General features: G+C 61.5%; 23 protein-coding genes. 3 read left to right on the top strand and 20 right to left on the bottom strand.

Features of this window, described 5'->3' with window-relative positions; genetic code table 11:
* Positions 1 to 39: 39 nt before the first annotated feature.
* Positions 40 to 789: a Nif3-like dinuclear metal center hexameric protein gene (locus AC6H0W_RS09445; protein WP_497576910.1), complete on the bottom strand. Its 750-nt coding sequence runs from the start codon at positions 787 to 789 to the stop codon at positions 40 to 42.
* A 98-nt stretch (positions 790 to 887) separates the two neighbouring features.
* Here AC6H0W_RS09445 and AC6H0W_RS09440 point away from each other — a divergent pair, with 98 nt between their 5' ends.
* On the top strand, positions 888 to 2069 hold the full coding sequence (locus AC6H0W_RS09440) for a trypsin-like peptidase domain-containing protein (RefSeq protein WP_497576909.1): 1182 nt from the start codon (positions 888 to 890) through the stop codon (positions 2067 to 2069).
* Positions 2070 to 2098: 29 nt separating this feature from the next.
* Here the strand turns inward: AC6H0W_RS09440 and tatC are convergent, their stop codons facing one another.
* The 10 genes from tatC to hisB form a co-directional block, all read right to left on the bottom strand.
* Entirely contained in the window at positions 2099 to 2923 is an 825-nt protein-coding gene (gene tatC, locus AC6H0W_RS09435) for a twin-arginine translocase subunit TatC (RefSeq protein ID WP_497577339.1), read from the bottom strand.
* A complete protein-coding gene (gene tatB / locus AC6H0W_RS09430) occupies positions 2920 to 3396 on the bottom strand; it encodes a Sec-independent protein translocase protein TatB (protein WP_497577338.1) in 477 nt (158 codons plus the stop codon). Before tatB ends, tatC begins: the two co-directional genes overlap by 4 nt.
* 80 nt (positions 3397 to 3476) lie before the next feature.
* The gene (gene tatA / locus AC6H0W_RS09425; protein WP_497576908.1) at positions 3477 to 3710 is read right to left on the bottom strand and encodes a Sec-independent protein translocase subunit TatA; all 234 of its coding nucleotides are present in this window, start codon (positions 3708 to 3710) and stop codon (positions 3477 to 3479) included.
* Positions 3711 to 3720: 10 nt separating this feature from the next.
* Positions 3721 to 4068 carry a histidine triad nucleotide-binding protein gene (locus AC6H0W_RS09420; protein ID WP_497577337.1) on the bottom strand — a complete coding sequence of 116 codons (348 nt, stop codon included), beginning with the start codon at positions 4066 to 4068 and terminating at the stop codon, positions 3721 to 3723.
* Between the two features lie 11 nt (positions 4069 to 4079).
* Positions 4080 to 4406, bottom strand: a complete 327-nt coding sequence (locus tag AC6H0W_RS09415) for a phosphoribosyl-ATP diphosphatase (protein ID WP_497576907.1) — start codon at positions 4404 to 4406, stop codon at positions 4080 to 4082.
* Positions 4403 to 4792, bottom strand: a complete 390-nt coding sequence (hisI, locus tag AC6H0W_RS09410) for a phosphoribosyl-AMP cyclohydrolase (RefSeq protein ID WP_497576906.1) — start codon at positions 4790 to 4792, stop codon at positions 4403 to 4405. Before hisI ends, AC6H0W_RS09415 begins: the two co-directional genes overlap by 4 nt.
* On the bottom strand, positions 4789 to 5547 hold the full coding sequence (hisF, locus tag AC6H0W_RS09405) for an imidazole glycerol phosphate synthase subunit HisF (RefSeq protein WP_497576905.1): 759 nt from the start codon (positions 5545 to 5547) through the stop codon (positions 4789 to 4791). Before hisF ends, hisI begins: the two co-directional genes overlap by 4 nt.
* Entirely contained in the window at positions 5547 to 6296 is a 750-nt protein-coding gene (hisA, locus tag AC6H0W_RS09400; RefSeq protein WP_497576904.1) for a 1-(5-phosphoribosyl)-5-[(5-phosphoribosylamino)methylideneamino]imidazole-4-carboxamide isomerase, read from the bottom strand. Before hisA ends, hisF begins: the two co-directional genes overlap by 1 nt.
* Before the next feature lie 43 nt (positions 6297 to 6339).
* Positions 6340 to 6984 carry an imidazole glycerol phosphate synthase subunit HisH gene (gene hisH / locus AC6H0W_RS09395; RefSeq protein ID WP_497576903.1) on the bottom strand — a complete coding sequence of 215 codons (645 nt, stop codon included), beginning with the start codon at positions 6982 to 6984 and terminating at the stop codon, positions 6340 to 6342.
* A gap of 39 nt (positions 6985 to 7023) precedes the next feature.
* Positions 7024 to 7611: an imidazoleglycerol-phosphate dehydratase HisB gene (hisB, locus tag AC6H0W_RS09390; protein ID WP_497577336.1), complete on the bottom strand. Its 588-nt coding sequence runs from the start codon at positions 7609 to 7611 to the stop codon at positions 7024 to 7026.
* A gap of 145 nt (positions 7612 to 7756) precedes the next feature.
* Between hisB and hisC the strand changes: the two genes are divergently transcribed.
* On the top strand, positions 7757 to 8827 hold the full coding sequence (hisC, locus tag AC6H0W_RS09385) for a histidinol-phosphate transaminase (RefSeq protein WP_497576902.1): 1071 nt from the start codon (positions 7757 to 7759) through the stop codon (positions 8825 to 8827).
* 62 nt (positions 8828 to 8889) lie between these two features.
* On the opposite strand, the gene hisD is transcribed toward hisC, so the two are convergent.
* Positions 8890 to 10188, bottom strand: a complete 1299-nt coding sequence (gene hisD, locus AC6H0W_RS09380; protein ID WP_497576901.1) for a histidinol dehydrogenase — start codon at positions 10186 to 10188, stop codon at positions 8890 to 8892.
* Entirely contained in the window at positions 10185 to 10841 is a 657-nt protein-coding gene (gene hisG / locus AC6H0W_RS09375) for an ATP phosphoribosyltransferase (RefSeq protein WP_497576900.1), read from the bottom strand. The genes hisD and hisG overlap by 4 nt, the downstream gene beginning before the upstream one ends.
* A 141-nt stretch (positions 10842 to 10982) precedes the next feature.
* Between hisG and rnk the strand changes: the two genes are divergently transcribed.
* A complete protein-coding gene (gene rnk, locus AC6H0W_RS09370; RefSeq protein WP_497576899.1) occupies positions 10983 to 11381 on the top strand; it encodes a nucleoside diphosphate kinase regulator in 399 nt (132 codons plus the stop codon).
* Here the strand turns inward: rnk and murA are convergent, their stop codons facing one another.
* Genes murA through AC6H0W_RS09335 form a run of 7 tightly spaced genes read right to left on the bottom strand, consistent with a single transcriptional unit; the run spans position 11382 to position 16391 of the window.
* Positions 11382 to 12632, bottom strand: a complete 1251-nt coding sequence (murA, locus tag AC6H0W_RS09365; RefSeq protein ID WP_497576898.1) for a UDP-N-acetylglucosamine 1-carboxyvinyltransferase — start codon at positions 12630 to 12632, stop codon at positions 11382 to 11384.
* Positions 12633 to 12638: 6 nt separating this feature from the next.
* Positions 12639 to 12899 carry a BolA family protein gene (locus AC6H0W_RS09360; protein WP_497576897.1) on the bottom strand — a complete coding sequence of 87 codons (261 nt, stop codon included), beginning with the start codon at positions 12897 to 12899 and terminating at the stop codon, positions 12639 to 12641.
* 25 nt (positions 12900 to 12924) lie between these two features.
* On the bottom strand, positions 12925 to 13662 hold the full coding sequence (locus AC6H0W_RS09355; RefSeq protein WP_497576896.1) for an ABC transporter permease: 738 nt from the start codon (positions 13660 to 13662) through the stop codon (positions 12925 to 12927).
* 46 nt (positions 13663 to 13708) lie between these two features.
* Positions 13709 to 14605 carry an ABC transporter ATP-binding protein gene (locus AC6H0W_RS09350; protein WP_497576895.1) on the bottom strand — a complete coding sequence of 299 codons (897 nt, stop codon included), beginning with the start codon at positions 14603 to 14605 and terminating at the stop codon, positions 13709 to 13711.
* On the bottom strand, positions 14605 to 14904 hold the full coding sequence (locus tag AC6H0W_RS09345) for an STAS domain-containing protein (RefSeq protein WP_497576894.1): 300 nt from the start codon (positions 14902 to 14904) through the stop codon (positions 14605 to 14607). Before AC6H0W_RS09345 ends, AC6H0W_RS09350 begins: the two co-directional genes overlap by 1 nt.
* Complete coding sequence (locus tag AC6H0W_RS09340) at positions 14901 to 15539, bottom strand: MlaC/ttg2D family ABC transporter substrate-binding protein (protein WP_497576893.1); 639 nt, start codon at positions 15537 to 15539, stop codon at positions 14901 to 14903. Before AC6H0W_RS09340 ends, AC6H0W_RS09345 begins: the two co-directional genes overlap by 4 nt.
* Positions 15540 to 15542: 3 nt before the next feature.
* Entirely contained in the window at positions 15543 to 16391 is an 849-nt protein-coding gene (locus AC6H0W_RS09335) for an MlaA family lipoprotein (RefSeq protein WP_497576892.1), read from the bottom strand.
* Positions 16392 to 16417: the final 26 nt, after the last annotated feature.

Raw genomic sequence — 16417 nt, 5'->3', positions numbered from 1 at the left:
TACACCACTTTGCGCGGTGCACCATTACACCCCGGTGGCTCACACCGGATTGTCGATATCCACGAAATCGACGCGCAACTCCAGTTTTTGCGCCAGATACTCCCCCAAGGCTTGGATGCCGTAGCGCTCTGTGGCATGGTGGCCCGCCGAGACGTAAGGCACGCCTGATTCGCGCGCCAGATGAACGGTAGGCTCCGAAATTTCCCCGGAAACGAACACGTCGGCTCCCGCCTCGATTGCTTGCTCGAAAAAACCCTGAGCGGCACCCGTGCACCACGCGATGCGCTTCACTGCGCGGTTCTCGTCACCCACCAGCTGAGGCTCACGATTCAAGGCCAGCGCAAGACTCTTCGCCAGCGCTCCGGCCGAGCATTCCTGCTCCGGCGCACCCAGCCACCCCAGCCTCTGCTCTCCGAAGCGAGCTCCATCCGGCACCCAACCCGCCATCTGCGCAAGCTGTGCGTTGTTACCAAGCTCAGGATGTGCATCCAACGGCAGGTGATAACCAAACAAGCTGATGTCGTGCTTGAGAAGCGTCGCCAGGCGCTGCTTGCGAATGCCCGTCACTCGACCGTCCTCGCCGCGCCAGAAGTAGCCGTGATGGACGAATATCGCGTCATACTCCCCCTTCACCGCCTCATCCAGCAAAGCCTGGCTCGCCGTGACACCGCACAGCACGGAGAGCACGTCCGGGCGTCCTTCCACTTGCAATCCGTTTGGGCAATAATCGCGGTAGCTCGAAATTTCGAGCAGTCCGTCCACATATTCCCGCAGTTCGTTCAGTCGCATTTTTCCTCCACGCCAAAACGTCTTTCCCGATGATACCGGAGGGAGGCGAAGCGGCCGGAAGCGACCAACATCTGCACACACTCTGCGGATCGCACTGCATGCATCGCCTCTGGTTGATTTTTGCGCAGGCTGTAACGGTTACTGTCGCAGCCCTGTTCGTGCTGAGCACGCTCAAGCCCGACTGGCTTGGCCCTGTCACCCAGGCCACCGTGGTCACCGTGCGCGAAGCCCTCTCTGCCGGCGAACTGGCCGAGGCAGCCACCCCACCGGCACTACGCAATTCATATGCCGACGCGGCCGCGATCTCGATGCCGGCGGTGGTGCATATCTTCACTCGCAGTGCTGCGCCCGCCCAGCAAGCTCACCCGCTGCTGAACGACCCCCTGTTCCGACGCTTTTTCGGCATGCCGCAAGACAATGGCCCGCGTGAAGAATCTTCGGGGCTGGGCTCCGGCGTCATCGTCAGTGCCGACGGTTTCATCCTGACCAACAACCATGTCATCGAGGGTGCAGACAAGATCGAAGTTGCCCTCAACGATGGCCGCAAGTTCCCGGCCGAAGTCGTGGGACGAGATCCCGAATCGGACCTGGCCGTGCTGCGCATCAACGGCACGGGCGAACTCCAGCCGATCACCTTCGCCCCCAACGAATCCCTCCGGGTCGGTGATGTTGTTCTGGCCATCGGCAACCCCTTCGGAGTCGGCCAGACCGTCACCATGGGCATCGTTTCAGGCCTCGGCCGCTCTCGTCTGGGCATCAATACCTTCGAGAACTACATCCAGACCGATGCTGCGATCAACCCCGGCAACTCCGGCGGCGCCCTGGTAGATAGCCAGGGAAACCTCGTCGGCATGAACACCGCGATCTACTCCAACTCGGGCGGATCACTTGGCATCGGATTCGCCATTCCGGCGTCGCTGGCGCTAGACGTCTTTCGCCAGATCGTTGCAGACGGTCAGGTAACGCGGGGTTGGATCGGCGTTGAAATTCAGGAGGTTTCGGCCGAGCTGGGCGAATCGTTCGGCTTGCCGGGGGGCGGAGGCGCGCTCATTGCCGGCGTGCTGCGCGGTGGCCCGGCCGAACGTGACGGGCTACGACCGGGTGATGTGCTGATCAGCGTTGAAGGCCGCCCGATTCGGAGCGCACGCGAAGTGCTCGAGAGCGTAGCCGCGCTGCGCCCGGGGCAACGGGCCACGGTAAATTTGTGGCGCGATCGCCAGGAATTGCAGATGACGGTGGAGATCGGACGCCGCCCCACACCTCAGAACGGCAGCCGCTGAACGCTCACGGCATCAGCGGCTTGCCTGCATCAGGGCTTGCGCTCTGACTGCTCGATCTGATCCAGCTCGCGATCAAGGTCCGATTCATCGGGAGCGACATAAGCGCCTTCAGCCCCCCCCACATCTTCCTGCTCGACCTTTCGCTTGCTCATCATGCGAACCAGCAGAATGCCCACCTCGTACAGCGTGATCATCGGCACGGCCAGCATGAACTGCGAGATGACGTCGGGCGGCGTGATGATCGCAGCAATGACGAAGGCGCCGACGATTACATACGGGCGGGCTTCGCGCAGTTTTTGCACGTCTACCACACCCACCTTGGCCAGCAGGATCACCACTACCGGCACCTCGAAGGTCAAGCCGAAGGCGATGAACAAAGTCATCACGAAAGACAGGTACTGCTCGATGTCCGGCGCCACCATGATGCTCTTGGGCGCGAACTCGTAAATGAACTTGAAGACCGTCTGGAATACGAAAAAGTAGCAAAACGCCATGCCCGCAAGGAACAGCAGCGTGGTGCCGATCACGAGCGGCAGACCGATGCGCTTTTCGTGGGAATACAGACCCGGCGCAATGAAAGCCCAGGCTTGGTGCAGTACATAGGGCAAGGCGAGCAGGAAAGCCACCATCAACGTGACCTTGACTGGCACGAAGAAGGGCGTGACGACGCCCGTGGCGATCATGTTCGTGCCTTCGGGCAGCGTGTTCATCATGGGCATCGCGAGGATGTCGTAGATGTCGCCAGCCCATGGCATCAAGACCACGAACAATACGATGATCGCGATGATGGCGCGCAACAGCCGATCACGCAGTTCGACCAGATGAGAAATGAAGGTTTCTTCCACGGCGTTCAGCCCTTTGACTCTGGCGAACGCTGCGGCTCAGCCTGTGCACCCTCACCCAGACCAAGTTTCAGCTGGGATTCATCTTCCGGTTCGGCCGGCAGCGGCTGCGGCGTGCGCACCTCGGCATCGCTCACCGGCGCCATCGGAGGGGGATTCATCGGCGGCGCAATCGAATCATTCGGCGCCACCGCCTGCTCAACGTCCTGAGCGGTATCACGCACGCTCGACTCGATACCGTCCGCCTGCTTGCGGATCGAAGACTCGAGATCGCGGGCCTGCTCTTGCACCTGCTGCTGCAGCTTCTTCAGTTCATCAAGCTGCATCTCTCGCGACACGTCTGATTTCACCTCGGCTACATAGCGTTGCATGCGTCCGAGCAAGTGCCCGATCGTGCGCGCCACCGTCGGAAGACGCTTCGGGCCCACGACGATGAGGGCCACGACCGCGACAAGGAGCATCTCGGAAAAACCGAAATCAAACATTGGCTGGAGTTCCGTGAAACCGGTGAAGGCAACGACCACGCCAAAAGCCGCGCTACAGCGCGGCTACGGCGCGGAAGCGCTCAGGAATTGACCTTGTCGGACTTTTCCTTGACTTCGGCATCAAGGGTGTCGGCATCGGCGATACGGCTTTGCGTCGTATCGTCGGCAGGCTTGTCAGCCTCTTTCATGCCGTCCTTGAAGCCTTTCACTGCGCCACCGAGATCAGACCCGACGTTGCGCAGCTTCTTGGTACCGAAAACCAGCAGGACGATCACCAGGACGACCAGCCAGTGCCAGATGCTGAAAGAACCCATTACGCTCTCCTCAATGCTTCAACATGGCCGGCAACACGTCCGGACCACCAAGTACATGGACGTGGAGATGATACACCTCCTGCCTGCCGACCTTTCCCGCGTTGATGATGGTGCGGAAACCGTCGTTCAATCCCTGTTCGCGGGCAAGCTGCGCCGCGACAGTCATGATCTTGCCCATCACCGCCGCATGCTCGGGCTCGACGTCGAGCATGGTCGGAATGTGCTGTTTCGGAATCACCAGAAAATGCACCGGCGCCGCCGGATTGATGTCGTGAAACGCGACACAATCGTCGTCTTCGTACAACTTCTTCGCCGGGATGTCGCCCGCGACGATCTTGCAGAAAATGCAGTCGCTCACCTTCATCTGCCTCATGCCTTGTTGCGGGAATTCTTTTCCTCAATGCCCGAAATGCCTTCGCGACGGCGAAACTCCGCAGCCACGTCATCTACACCGAGCCCGTGGTGCGACAGCAGCACCAGCGAATGAAACCACAGATCTGCAACCTCATGCACGAGATGCAAGCGGTCGGCATCCTTCGCCGCCATGATGGTTTCCGCAGCCTCTTCAGCGACCTTCTTGCAGATCGCATCGTTGCCCTTGGCGTACAGGCTGGAGACGTAGGAGGCGTCGGGGCTCGCCGCCTTGCGGACTTCCAACGTGGCCGAGACGCGGCGCAGCACTTCAAGGTCGATCATTTGTAGATATCCTTCGGCGACTTGAGCACCGGCTCAACCGCTTCCCAGCGACCATCCTGCATGCGGCGCTGGAAGAAGCAACTATGGCGTCCGGTGTGGCAGGCAATACCACCCACCTGCTCAATCTTCAGCAAGACCACGTCGTTGTCGCAGTCGATGCGCATGTCGATCACGCGCTGCGTATGGCCAGACTCTTCACCCTTGTGCCACAGCTTGCTACGCGAACGTGACCAATAGACGGCTTCGCCCAATTCAGCCGTGCGCAACAGCGCCTCGCGGTTCATCCAGGCGAACATCAGCACATCGCCACTCGATGCTTCCTGGGCGATCACCGGCACCAAGCCGTTTTCATCCCACTGCACTTGCTCAAGCCACGCTTCACTCACAGTCGCACCTCTATGCCGCGCGCCCGCATCAACTCCTTGGCTTCGCGCACGGTGTGCTGCCCGAAGTGGAAAATGCTGGCGGCCAACACGGCGTCGGCATGACCGAGCGACACGCCATCGGCGAGGTGGTCGAGGTTCCCGACCCCACCGCTGGCAATCACCGGTACCGACACCGCATCGGAGACGGCGCGGGTCAATTGAAGATCGAAGCCGGACTTGGTGCCATCACGGTCCATGCTGGTCAGCAGGATTTCCCCCGCGCCGAGCGCAACCACTTGCTTGGCCCACTCGACGGCATCCAAGCCGGTATCGTTACGACCGCCGTGAGTGAAAACGTTCCAGCGCCCCGGCCCGACCGCCTTGGCATCGATGGCCACGACGATGCACTGACTGCCCACCTTGCCCGATGCTTCGGCAACGAGCTGCGGGTTGGTCACCGCCGCGGTGTTCATGCTGACCTTGTCGGCACCGGCATTGAGCAGGCGGCGCACATCCTCGACACTGCGCACACCACCGCCCACGGTCAGCGGAATGAATACCTGATTGGCGACCTCTTCAACCACGTGCAGGATGATGTCGCGCGCGTCCGAACTTGCGGTGATGTCGAGAAAGGTCAGTTCGTCGGCACCTTGCTCGTCGTAGCGGCGGGCGATCTCAATGGGGTCGCCGGCATCACGCAGCTCGACGAAATTCACGCCCTTCACGACGCGTCCGGCATTGACGTCGAGGCAGGGGATGATGCGCTTGGCAAGCATCAGGCGTCGCCGCCGTTGAGCTCATCGGCGCGGGCCTGAGCTGCGGCGAAATCCAGCGTACCTTCGTAAATGGCCCGGCCGGTAATGGCGCCCATGACGCCCTCTTCTTCGACGGCGCAAAGACGGTCGATATCCGACAGGTCGGTGATGCCACCGCTGGCGATGACCGGAATGCGCAGTGCCTGCGCGAGGCGCACGGTGGCCTCGATGTTCACGCCGGAGAGCATGCCGTCACGCCCGATATCGGTGTAGATCACGCCTTCCACGCCGTAATCTTCGTACTTCTTGGCAAGGTCGATGACATCGTGACCGGTGATCTTCGACCAGCCATCGGTCGCGACCTTGCCGTCCTTGGCGTCGAGCCCGACGATGACATGCCCGGGGAAGGCCGTGCAGGCGTCGTGCAGGAACCCGGGATTCTTCACCGCGGCCGTGCCGATGATGACGTAACTGATGCCGCTGTCCAGATAGGCCTCGATGGTATCGAGATCACGAATGCCGCCACCCAGTTGTACCGGCAGATCATCGCCCACTTCCTTGACGATGGCGCGAATGGCCGCCTCGTTCTTCGGCTTGCCGGCGAAGGCGCCGTTCAGGTCGACCAGATGCAGGCGACGGGCGCCGAGATCGACCCAATGGCGGGCCATGGCCGCGGGGTCATCGGAGAAGACGGTGGCGTCGTCCATTTCGCCCTGCTTGAGGCGCACACAGTGGCCGTCCTTGAGGTCGATGGCGGGAATCAGCAGCATGGGAGTGTCTTGCTAAGGAAAAGTGGTTCGAAAAAGCCCGCGCTCAGGGATTCCAGCGGACGAAGTTTGAAAGCAGTTGCAGACCGGCGCGCGCGCTCTTCTCGGGGTGGAACTGCGCCGCAAAAATATTATCCCGCCCCACGGCACTGGTAAACCGAAGGCCATAAGTGGTTTCAGCAGCACTCAATGAATCACCCGACGGCGCGACGTAGTAGCTGTGCACGAAGTAAAAGCGCTCGCCATCGTCGATGCCGTCCCACATGGGGTGGCCCGGATCGGCTTGATGAACCTCATTCCAGCCCATGTGCGGCACCTTCAGGTGGCCACCATCAGCGGTCTTCATGCTCGCCGCTTCAGGGAAGCGCACGACACGGCCGGACAGGATCCCGAGCCCGGGCACATCGCCCTCTTCACTGTGCTCGAACAGCATCTGCTCACCGATGCAGATCCCCAGAAAGGGCTTGCTCGCAGCAGCCGACACCACAGCCTCCCGCACGCCGCGCGCTTCGAGCTCGCGCATGCAGTCGGGCATCGCGCCCTGGCCGGGGAAAATCACGCGCGAAGCGGCAGCCACCACTCGGGGGTCGGAGGTCACGGCAATGGTACAGCCGGGTGCAACATGTTCGACGGCCTTGGCAACCGAACGCAGGTTGCCCATGCCGTAGTCGATGATGGCGATATCCGTCATCGGGAATTCACTCGCAACTTGAACGGAGAACGGCAAGAGTCAGAGAGCACCCTTGGTCGAAGGCACGCTGCCGGCAATGCGCTCATCGCGCTCGGCGGCCATGCGCAAGGCGCGGCCGAATGCCTTGAAGATGGTTTCGCACTGGTGATGCGCATTGTCGCCACGCAGATTATCGATGTGCAAGGTGACCGCCGCGTGGTTGACGAAACCCTGGAAGAATTCGCGCGCCAGATCCACATCGAAACTGCCAATGCGGGCACGCGTGTAATCGACGAAATAATGCAGCCCCGGACGGCCGGAGAAATCGACCACCACGCGCGACAGCGCCTCGTCCAGCGGCACATACGAGTGGCCGTAGCGACGGATGCCCTTCTTGTCGCCCAGCGCCTTGGCAAAAGCTTGCCCCAGCGTGATACCGACATCCTCAACGGTATGGTGATCATCGATGTGGACGTCGCCCTCTGCCTTCACGTCGAGATCGATCACGCCATGGCGCGAGATCTGGTCGAGCATGTGATCGAGAAAGGGTACGCCGGTCGCGAAGCTCGAAGTGCCGCTGCCGTCCAGATTGATCTTGACGGTAATACGGGTTTCGAGCGTGTCGCGGGTGACTTCAGCCTGCCGCATGAGTATCCGTTCGGGGTTGTGAATAGGGTGCCATGGCAGTGCCATGGACACGCCATGATACCATCGCGACGCAATCAGGCAGCAAGCCGTCGTGGCATTCGTGCCGCGAGAAACCCCGAATCAAAGCCCCAAAACTGGAAGCCAGATGAGCCGCTACTGGAGCCCCATCGTCCACGGACTTGACCCCTACGTTCCGGGCGAGCAACCCCGCGTCGAAAACCTGATCAAGCTGAACACCAACGAAAGCCCGTACGGCCCTTCCCCAAAGACGCTCGAAGCGATCCACTTGGCTGCAGGTGACGCACTGCGGCTGTACCCTGACCCGCGCGGCCAAGGGCTGTGCGAAGCACTCGCCGCACGCTTCGGGCTCAAGCCGGAGCAGCTTTTCATCGGCAACGGTTCCGACGAAGTGCTCGCACATGTTTTCCAGGGCCTGCTCAAGCACGATCGAGCGCTGTGGATGCCGGACATCACCTACAGCTTCTACCCAGTGTATTGCGGCCTTTACGGCATCGACTACGAGGCCATCCCGCTCGACGAGGATTACCGCATCGTCGCCGAGGATTATCTGCCGCGCGAAGACGCGCGCGCGGGCGCCATCATTTTCGCCAACCCCAATGCACCCACTGGCCGACCACTGCCGTTGAAGGACGTCGAGCGCATCGTTGCCGCCAACCCGCAATGCGTGGTCGTGGTGGACGAAGCCTACGTGGACTTCGGTGGCGAGAGTGCTGTAACGCTGATCGATCGGCACCCCAACCTGCTGGTTGTGCAAACCTTCTCGAAGTCGCGCGCACTGGCCGGCCTGCGCGTGGGCTACGCGATGGGGCACCGTGACCTGATCGACGGCCTTGAGCGCGTCAAGAACTGCTTCAACTCGTACCCCATCGACCGCATCGCCCTGGCCGGGGCCATTGCCTCGGTCGAGGACGAGGCCTATTTCCAGGACACCTGCCGGCGCGTCATCGGCAGCCGCGACCGGCTTACGGTCGAGCTGGGCGAACTGGGCTTCGAGGTAATGCCGTCCGCCACCAACTTCGTCTTCGCCCACCATCCGCAGCACGACGCGGCAGCGCTGGCCAAGGCGCTGCGGGATCGCGCCATTCTGGTGCGCCACTTCGCCAAGCCGCGCCTTGAGCATTACCTGCGCATCACCGTTGGCACGAACGAGCAGTGCACGACCCTGGTGTCTGCGCTGCGCGAAATTCTCGGCTGAATGCAAAACGGGCCGGGCAAGAGGATCTCCCCTGCCCGGCCCGCCTTCGACACGCCCATCAATCAGTTGCGCAAACGCATCTCGGCCGAGCGTGCGTGGGCCTGCAGCCCCTCGCCATGCGCGAGGATGGAAGCGACCTTGCCCAGCTTTTGCGCACCGGCTTCCGAAATTTCGATGATGCTGGTGCGCTTCTGGAAGTCATACACCCCCAGCGGCGACGAAAAACGCGCGCTGCGCATGGTCGGCAGAACGTGGTTGGGGCCTGCGCAGTAATCACCCAGCGCTTCCACCGACCAGTGACCGACGAAGATCGCACCGGCATGGCGAATGTGGTCGATCCATTGCGCGGCATCCTCAAGTGAAAGCTCAAGGTGTTCGGGGGCAATGCGGTTGGCGATCGAACACGCTTGCTCGAGCGACTCCACCTTGATCAAGGCACCGCGGTTCTTCAGCGAAGTCGCGATGGTTTCACGCCGCGGCATGCTCGGCAACAAACGCTCGATGCTGGCCGCAACCGACTCGATGAAGTCAGCGTCGGTGCACAGCAGGATGGACTGCGCCAGCTCGTCGTGCTCCGCCTGCGCGAAGAGATCCATCGCCACCCAGTCGGGGTTGCCGCTGCCATCCGAAATGATCAGCACTTCGGACGGCCCGGCCACCATGTCGATGCCGACTGTACCGAACACGCGGCGCTTGGCTTCGGCCACATAAGCGTTGCCTGGGCCGACAATCTTGTCCACTTGCGGCAAAGTCTGTGTGCCATACGCCAGCGCTGCCACGGCCTGGGCTCCGCCGATGGTGAACACCCGATCCACCCCGGTGATCGCGGCCGCGGCGAGCACCAAGGGGTTCTTCTCGCCACCGGGTGTCGGCACCACCATGATCAGTTCTTTGACGCCGGCAACCTTGGCCGGGATGGCATTCATCAGCACCGAGCTCGGGTACGAAGCCCGCCCTCCCGGCACATACAGGCCCACGCGATCCAGCGGCGTCACCTTCTGGCCAAGACGCGTGCCATCTTCCTCGGTGTACTCCCAGGACTCGGCCGTCTGACGTTCGTGATAGCGGCGAACCCGATCCGCAGCCTCACGCAGCGCCTCGCGCTGCTCGACGGAAAGACCGTCGAGCGCTGCCTTGAGCTCGGCGTGCGGCAACTCGAGCTCGGCCATGCTGGACACCTCCAGACGATCGAACCGACGGGTGTACTCGATGACGGCATCGTCACCCGTGTTGCGCACCGCCGCGAGGATCTCGCCGACAGCGTCGTTGATACGCGCGTCTGCCCCGCCTTCGAAAGCAAGCAGTGCGTCGAGCTCCGCCAAAAACCCCGGAGTGCGGCTGTCCATGCGGCGAATGCTCATGCCTCTCTCCCTTTGACGATGGCGCCGGAAAAAGCTTCGAGCATCGGTTGAATCAAGGCGTGCTTGAGTTTCAGCGAGGCTTGATTGACCACCAGACGCGAGCTGATGTCGCGAATGTGCTCGACCTCCGCCAGACCGTTGGCGCGCAAAGTGCCGCCGGTGGACACCAGATCGACGATGGCATCAGCCAGGCCGACCAGCGGCGCCAGCTCCATCGAGCCATACAGCTTGATCAGGTCGACGTGCACGCCCTTCTCCGCAAAGTGGGCCTTGGCACTCTCGATGTACTTGGTGGCCACACGGATGCGGCCACCGGGGCGCGAGGCTGCGGCGTAATCGAAGCCCTCACGGGTCGCCACACTCAGCCTGCAGCGCGCGATTTCGAGATCGAGCGGCTGATACAGGCCGTCCCCGCCGTGTTCGATCAGCACATCCTTGCCGGCAATCCCCAGATCCGCCGCACCATGCTGTACGTAGGTCGGGGTATCGGTGGCACGCACAATCACCAGCCGCACTTCCGGGCGGTTGGTGCCGATGATCAGTTTGCGCGAACTCTCGGGATTATCCGTCGGCTCGATGCCTGCAGCGGCAAGCAACGGCAAGGTTTCCTCGAAGATTCGCCCCTTGGACAGGGCGATGGTGATGCTGGACACAGACAAAGCCTCGACGATCAGTAAGGGCAGGATTGTAACCCGCGAGGCGAAGTGTTAACCTGCCTTCGAAATGGCTGAGCCGCGCTATGGCGCGAATCGGCCATTTTCCTTTTACGACTCTTGTTTAACGGAAATCAGGACATGAAGCCCGAAATCATCGTTTCCTCGCCCGACCTCGACCGCCTGGAGGGCCTGCTCGCTACACCGGCCGCACGCCAGCGCGCCGATCTGGACGGGCTACGCGCTGAACTCGAGCGGGCCGAAATCCGCGAGCCGGGTGACATGCCGACGGATGTGGTCACGATGAACAGCTGCGTGCGCATCCGCGAGTTGCCCGCCAAACGCGAACGCGAGCTGACCTTGACGTGGCCGGGCGACCGCAGCCATGGCGAAAACGGCATTTCGGTATTCACGCCGGCGGGCAGCGCGCTGCTCGGCTTGTCTACAGGTCAGAGCATCGACTGGCCCACCGTCGACGGTCACACCGTACGGCTCGAAGTGCTCGAGGTTGTGTCGCAACCAGCCGAGAACGCCGCCTGATTATTTGACCCTGCAGACGCGCGCGCCCAGAGCCCCGAGCTTGGCTTCGAGGCGCTCATAACCACGGTCGAGGTGATAGATACGCTCGATCGTGGTTTCGTCCTCGGCCACCAGGCCGGCAATCACCAGACTCGCCGAAGCGCGCAAATCGGTCGCCATGACCGTCGCACCCTCCAGCTTACGCACACCACGCACCACCGCCGTATTGCCATCGATGGCAATGTCCGCACCCAGACGCTGCAACTCCACCGCATGCATGAAGCGGTTCTCGAAGATCGTCTCGCGAATGACGGCGCTGCCTTCGGCAATCGTGTTGATGGCCATGAACTGCGCCTGCATGTCGGTCGGGAATGCAGGATACGGCGCAGTGCGCAGATCAATCGAACGTAGTCGTACCGGCGCTCGCAAGTGAATGGCATTCTCTTCCGCGGTAACGCTGCAACCCGCTTCGATGAGTTTGTCGACCACTGCATCGAGGTAGCTTGCCGAGGTACGGGTAAGCCGCCCCTCCCCACCGGTTGCGGCAATCGCACACAGATAGGTGCCGGTTTCAATACGATCCGGCATCACCGAATGCGTGGTGCCGTGCAGACGCTCGACCCCCTGCACGTGGATCACGTCGGTACCGGCGCCACGAATACGTGCGCCCATCGCAATCAGGCAATTGGCCAGATCGACGATTTCAGGCTCACGCGCGGCGTTCTCGATGACCGTCTCGCCTTCCGCAAGCGTGGCAGCCATCATCAGGTTGGCAGTGCCGGTCACAGTCACCATATCGGTCACCAAGCTCACACCCTTGAGGCGCTTTGCCACCGCGTGCACATAGCCATGCTCCACCGTGACTTCCGCCCCCATGGCTTGCAGGCCGCGGATATGCTGATCGACAGGGCGAGCTCCGATTGCACAGCCCCCGGGCAACGAAACCCGCGCCTCGCCACAGCGAGCCACCAACGGCCCCAGCACCAGGATCGAGGCGCGCATGGTCTTGACCATCTCGTACGGCGCGACCGCTTCGGATATCTCCGAAGCATCCAGCGTGACCACATCGCCATCGCGCTCGGACTTCACGCCCATGCTCCCCAGCAAGCGCAACAGGGTATCGATGTCATTCAGACGCGGAACGTTGTGCAGCACCAGCGGATCACGCGTGAGCAAAGCCGCGCACAGGATCGGCAAGGCTGCATTCTTGGCGCCGGAGATGTCTACTTCACCGCTGAGGCGCGTACCGCCTTCGATTCGGAGCTTGTCCATGGAAACTCAGTAGCCCAGCGTCGAGCGCACGGTGACCCACCGCGCCGGCGTGTAGGTCTTCAGACCAAGAGCGTGGATTTCGCCACTGTCGATGCGGTTACCCAAGGCTGCCTTCACCATCCGGTGCTGATCCGGCAATGACACGCCCTCGAACAGCGGGCTCACGACGATAGCGCTGAAATGCACGCCATCCTCACCCTTCACTTCGACGAACTCACAGTCCAGCCCTGCTGCGATCAACCGCTCGACTTCCGACGCTTGAAACATTCTCTGCACTTCCCTTATTGCTCTGTTAACTGCGTAATTTATAGCCACGCGCCAGCAACGCGAGCGTAAGCGTCGCGAGCATCGCAAGACTGATACCGACCACCAGGAGACTGAGCCAGGGAGAAACATCCGACTGGCCGAAAAAACCGTAGCGGAAGCCGTCGATCATGAAGAAGAACGGGTTCGCATGGGAGACATCCTGCCACAGCGAGGGCAACGAATTGATTGAATAGAATACGCCGGAAAGCATGGTCAGCGGCATGATCAAAAAGTTTTGAAACGCTGCGAGCTGGTCGAACTTCTCGGCAACCACGCCCGCGATGATGCCGAGCGAGCCGAGAATGGCCCCGCCAGCCAGCGCAAAGGTGAGCACCCACAGAGGCTGTTGCAGCGGCAGATCGACGAAGGGTATGGATACCAGCCAGACACCCGCACCGACCAACAGGCCGCGCAGCATTGCCGCCACCACGTAGGCGGCGTAGAACTCCAGATACGAGATCGGCGGGAGCAGCACGAACACGATGTTGCCGGTGATCTTGCTCTGGATCAGCGAAGACGAAGTGTTGGCAAAGGCGTTCTGCAGCAGCGACATCATCACCAACCCCGGCACGAGGAAGGTCGTGTAACCGACGTCGCCGTAGACCGTCACATGCCGGTCCAGCACGTGCGAAAAAATCAGCAGGAACAGCACCGAACTCAGCACCGGGGCGGCCACAGTCTGGAAAGAAACCTTCCAGAAGCGCAGCACTTCCTTGTAGAGCAAGGTGCGGAAACCCGTCCAGCGTGAAACCGGCGGGCGGGGGGCGAATTCAGGCACGCTGCATCACCTCCACGAACACGTCCTCGAGATCCGGCTCACCGATGCGCATCTCTTCGACCCGAGCACCTGCCTCGCGCAGACGCGTCAGCAAGGGCTCGACTTCGGCGTATGAGTCGAAGCCAAAATTCACCCAGCCGTCTTCCGTGGCACTGCCGCCCATCGCGATGCCGATCTGCGCATCCGGCATGCGTACCGACAAGGTGTGCGTGGCGAAGCGCTCAAGCAGATCACGTGTGCGATCCAGGGCGACGATGCGCCCGCCCTTGAGCATCGCGATGCGCTCGCACAACGTCTCGGCCTCTTCGAGGTAATGCGTGGTCAACACGATGGTGTGACCATCGCGATTGAGTTTGCGAATGAACTCCCAAAGGCCCTGGCGCAACTCGACGTCCACGCCGGCCGTGGGTTCGTCCAGCACGATGACGGGCGGACGATGAACCAGCGCCTGAGCCACCAGCACCCGCCGCTTCATCCCGCCCGACAGGGTGCGCATGTTCGCATCCGCCTTCGGCAACAGGTCGAGATGGTGCAGGATCTCGTCGATCCAGGCATCGTTGTTGGCAATACCGAAATAACCCGACTGGATACGCAGCAGTTCGCGCACCGAAAAGAAGGGGTCGAACACCAGTTCCTGGGGTACAACGCCCAAGCGCATGCGCGCCTCCCGGTAATCGCGCACAACGTCGTAGCCCATGATGGCCAAGCTGCCCGATGTGGGACGAACCAGGCCGGCCAAAACCGAGATCAAGGTGGTCTTGCCCGCACCATTGGGCCCGAGCAAGCCGAAGAACTCGCCTTGCTCCACTTCCAGACTGACGCCTGAAAGTGCATGGAGGCCACCATACTGCTTGGTGACCTCCTGGATATTGATTGCAGAAACCGGCATCAAACGCTCGCAGCAGCCTCATTCAAAGGCAGTAGTTCGGCTACCCCGTACAACTCGGCCAGACTCGAGATGCCTGCCGGCATGCCCTGCACAGCCACGTCATGACCCGCGGCTCGTGCGGTCCTGATCCAATCGAGCATCAAGGCCAGTGCCGCCGAATCCGAATCGGTAACGGCCGAGAGATCAAGCAGCAGGTTCCCAGAACTCGCCAGGCGCCGACCCTCGGCGACCCGAGAGGCTACCGTCTCCATGGTCAAAGCGCCTTCCAGCACGAGGACCTGCTCTGCCTGAACACTCACTGGGCTTTGCTCGCGTTCTGCTCGGCACGCTTGGCGATGTCCGAGCCGCGCGTCTCCAGCGCATTGATCAAGCCGTCGATGCCACCCGAGCGAATCTCTTGGGCGAAGGTGCTGCGGTAGTTGGTGACAAGACTCACGCCAGCCACCACGACATCGAACACTTTCCAGGCATCGCCGTCCTTCTCCAGGACGTAATCGACCGGGATGGGCTGGCCGCCGGGCTGCCGCACCTCGGTCTGCACGCGCGCCGTACGATCTTCCGGGCTCATGCGCAGCGGGCGATAGGCAACGGTCTGATTGCGAAACTCGGTCAGGGCATTCGAATAGGTGCGAACAAGCATTTCATAGAAAGCATCCACCAGGCGCTTTTGCTGAGCCTCGGTGGTGTCACGCCAGTCGCGACCCACGGCCAGCATGGTCATGCGGCGCAGGTTGAAATGCGGCAGGACGACTTGCTCAATGCTGTCGACCGCGCGGCTGACGTCACCCTTTTTGAGATTGTCGTCGGAGCGCAGGATGGAGAGCACCTCCTCCGTCAGCGCCTTGACCAGCTCGTCGGGCTTGTCAGTCGGAACCGATGCAGTGGCCAGCGTCGAGCCGACCGTCAGGCAAAGTGCGAGCAAAAACTTCTTCATGAATTACCTCGTGAAAACAGTATCGGACGCACCATCGACCGCGACCGGATCAACAAATTCCATCCGCCCGACCGCAGCGATCGCCACAATATCTGCGTCAGTCTGATACAACAGGTCGCGCGAGCGACTGCTCTTGGCGTCGAAATCTTCGTATTCGACCGGCGGATTGCCGTCGTAGACCTTGTAGCGGCGCGACTGAAGATAAGCGTCACGCACGAACGCGTACTTGTCGATCTGCCCTTCTACAGCGCGGTCTGCCCGCAGCAGCAGGGAGCGCGTATGAATCACGCGGACCGCCAGAATGGCATTGCGCGTGCGCACATGGTCGACCTGGGACCAGCCGCTGCCATACATGTCGACCGGAGTCGCTGCCGCATCACGGATGGTGCGAGGCCCGAGCAGCGGCATCACGAAATACGGGCCTTCGCCAACCCCCCAGACCGCGAGCGTCTGACCGAAGTCCTCGTCATTCTTGTGCATGCCCATCTCGGTCGCGACATCGAAAATGCCGAGAATGCCGAAGGTCGAGTTTACGGCGAAGCGCATCAGGTCGGACATGCCGTCACCCACTTTGCCCTGCAGCAGGTTATTGATGCCGATCCAGACATCACCGATATTGCTGAACACGTTGCCGATGCCAGTGCGCACCATTTGCGGCACCACCGTCTCGTATGCCTTGGCCGTAGGCCGGAGGATTGCCCGATCAACGCCATCGTTGAAGCTGAACATTGCCCGGTTGTAGCCCTCGAGCGGGTCATCAGGGTTGCGCGGATTCGATGCACACCCCGTCAGCACGAGCATCGCAAATGCCAACAGCAGCACGAATACGCGAGTAAAGGATTGCGTGGCCATGATGGTTTCTCTGTTTTTCTTGATGA

Source organism: Pseudazoarcus sp. NS20, from assembly GCF_059703745.1.
The sequence above is the reverse complement of the archived record's forward strand: the minus strand, read 5'-3'. Positions and strand labels throughout refer to the sequence as shown.

Excerpts from the sequence above, each read along its gene's own strand:
- AC6H0W_RS09445 (WP_497576910.1), bottom strand. The coding sequence starts at position 789 with ATGCGACTGAACGAACTGCGGGAATATGTGGACGGACTGCTCGAAATT.
- AC6H0W_RS09440 (WP_497576909.1), top strand. The coding sequence starts at position 888 with ATGCATCGCCTCTGGTTGATTTTTGCGCAGGCTGTAACGGTTACTGTC.
- tatB (WP_497577338.1), bottom strand. The coding sequence starts at position 3,396 with ATGTTTGATTTCGGTTTTTCCGAGATGCTCCTTGTCGCGGTCGTGGCC.
- tatA (WP_497576908.1), bottom strand. The coding sequence starts at position 3,710 with ATGGGTTCTTTCAGCATCTGGCACTGGCTGGTCGTCCTGGTGATCGTC.
- AC6H0W_RS09415 (WP_497576907.1), bottom strand. The coding sequence starts at position 4,406 with ATGATCGACCTTGAAGTGCTGCGCCGCGTCTCGGCCACGTTGGAAGTC.
- hisF (WP_497576905.1), bottom strand. The coding sequence starts at position 5,547 with ATGCTTGCCAAGCGCATCATCCCCTGCCTCGACGTCAATGCCGGACGC.
- hisA (WP_497576904.1), bottom strand. The coding sequence starts at position 6,296 with ATGCTGCTGATTCCCGCCATCGACCTCAAGGACGGCCACTGTGTGCGC.
- hisH (WP_497576903.1), bottom strand. The coding sequence starts at position 6,984 with ATGACGGATATCGCCATCATCGACTACGGCATGGGCAACCTGCGTTCG.
- hisB (WP_497577336.1), bottom strand. The coding sequence starts at position 7,611 with ATGCGGCAGGCTGAAGTCACCCGCGACACGCTCGAAACCCGTATTACC.
- hisC (WP_497576902.1), top strand. The coding sequence starts at position 7,757 with ATGAGCCGCTACTGGAGCCCCATCGTCCACGGACTTGACCCCTACGTT.
- hisD (WP_497576901.1), bottom strand. The coding sequence starts at position 10,188 with ATGAGCATTCGCCGCATGGACAGCCGCACTCCGGGGTTTTTGGCGGAG.
- rnk (WP_497576899.1), top strand. The coding sequence starts at position 10,983 with ATGAAGCCCGAAATCATCGTTTCCTCGCCCGACCTCGACCGCCTGGAG.
- murA (WP_497576898.1), bottom strand. The coding sequence starts at position 12,632 with ATGGACAAGCTCCGAATCGAAGGCGGTACGCGCCTCAGCGGTGAAGTA.
- AC6H0W_RS09360 (WP_497576897.1), bottom strand. The coding sequence starts at position 12,899 with ATGTTTCAAGCGTCGGAAGTCGAGCGGTTGATCGCAGCAGGGCTGGAC.
- AC6H0W_RS09350 (WP_497576895.1), bottom strand. The coding sequence starts at position 14,605 with ATGCCGGTTTCTGCAATCAATATCCAGGAGGTCACCAAGCAGTATGGT.
- AC6H0W_RS09340 (WP_497576893.1), bottom strand. The coding sequence starts at position 15,539 with ATGAAGAAGTTTTTGCTCGCACTTTGCCTGACGGTCGGCTCGACGCTG.
- AC6H0W_RS09335 (WP_497576892.1), bottom strand. The coding sequence starts at position 16,391 with ATGGCCACGCAATCCTTTACTCGCGTATTCGTGCTGCTGTTGGCATTT.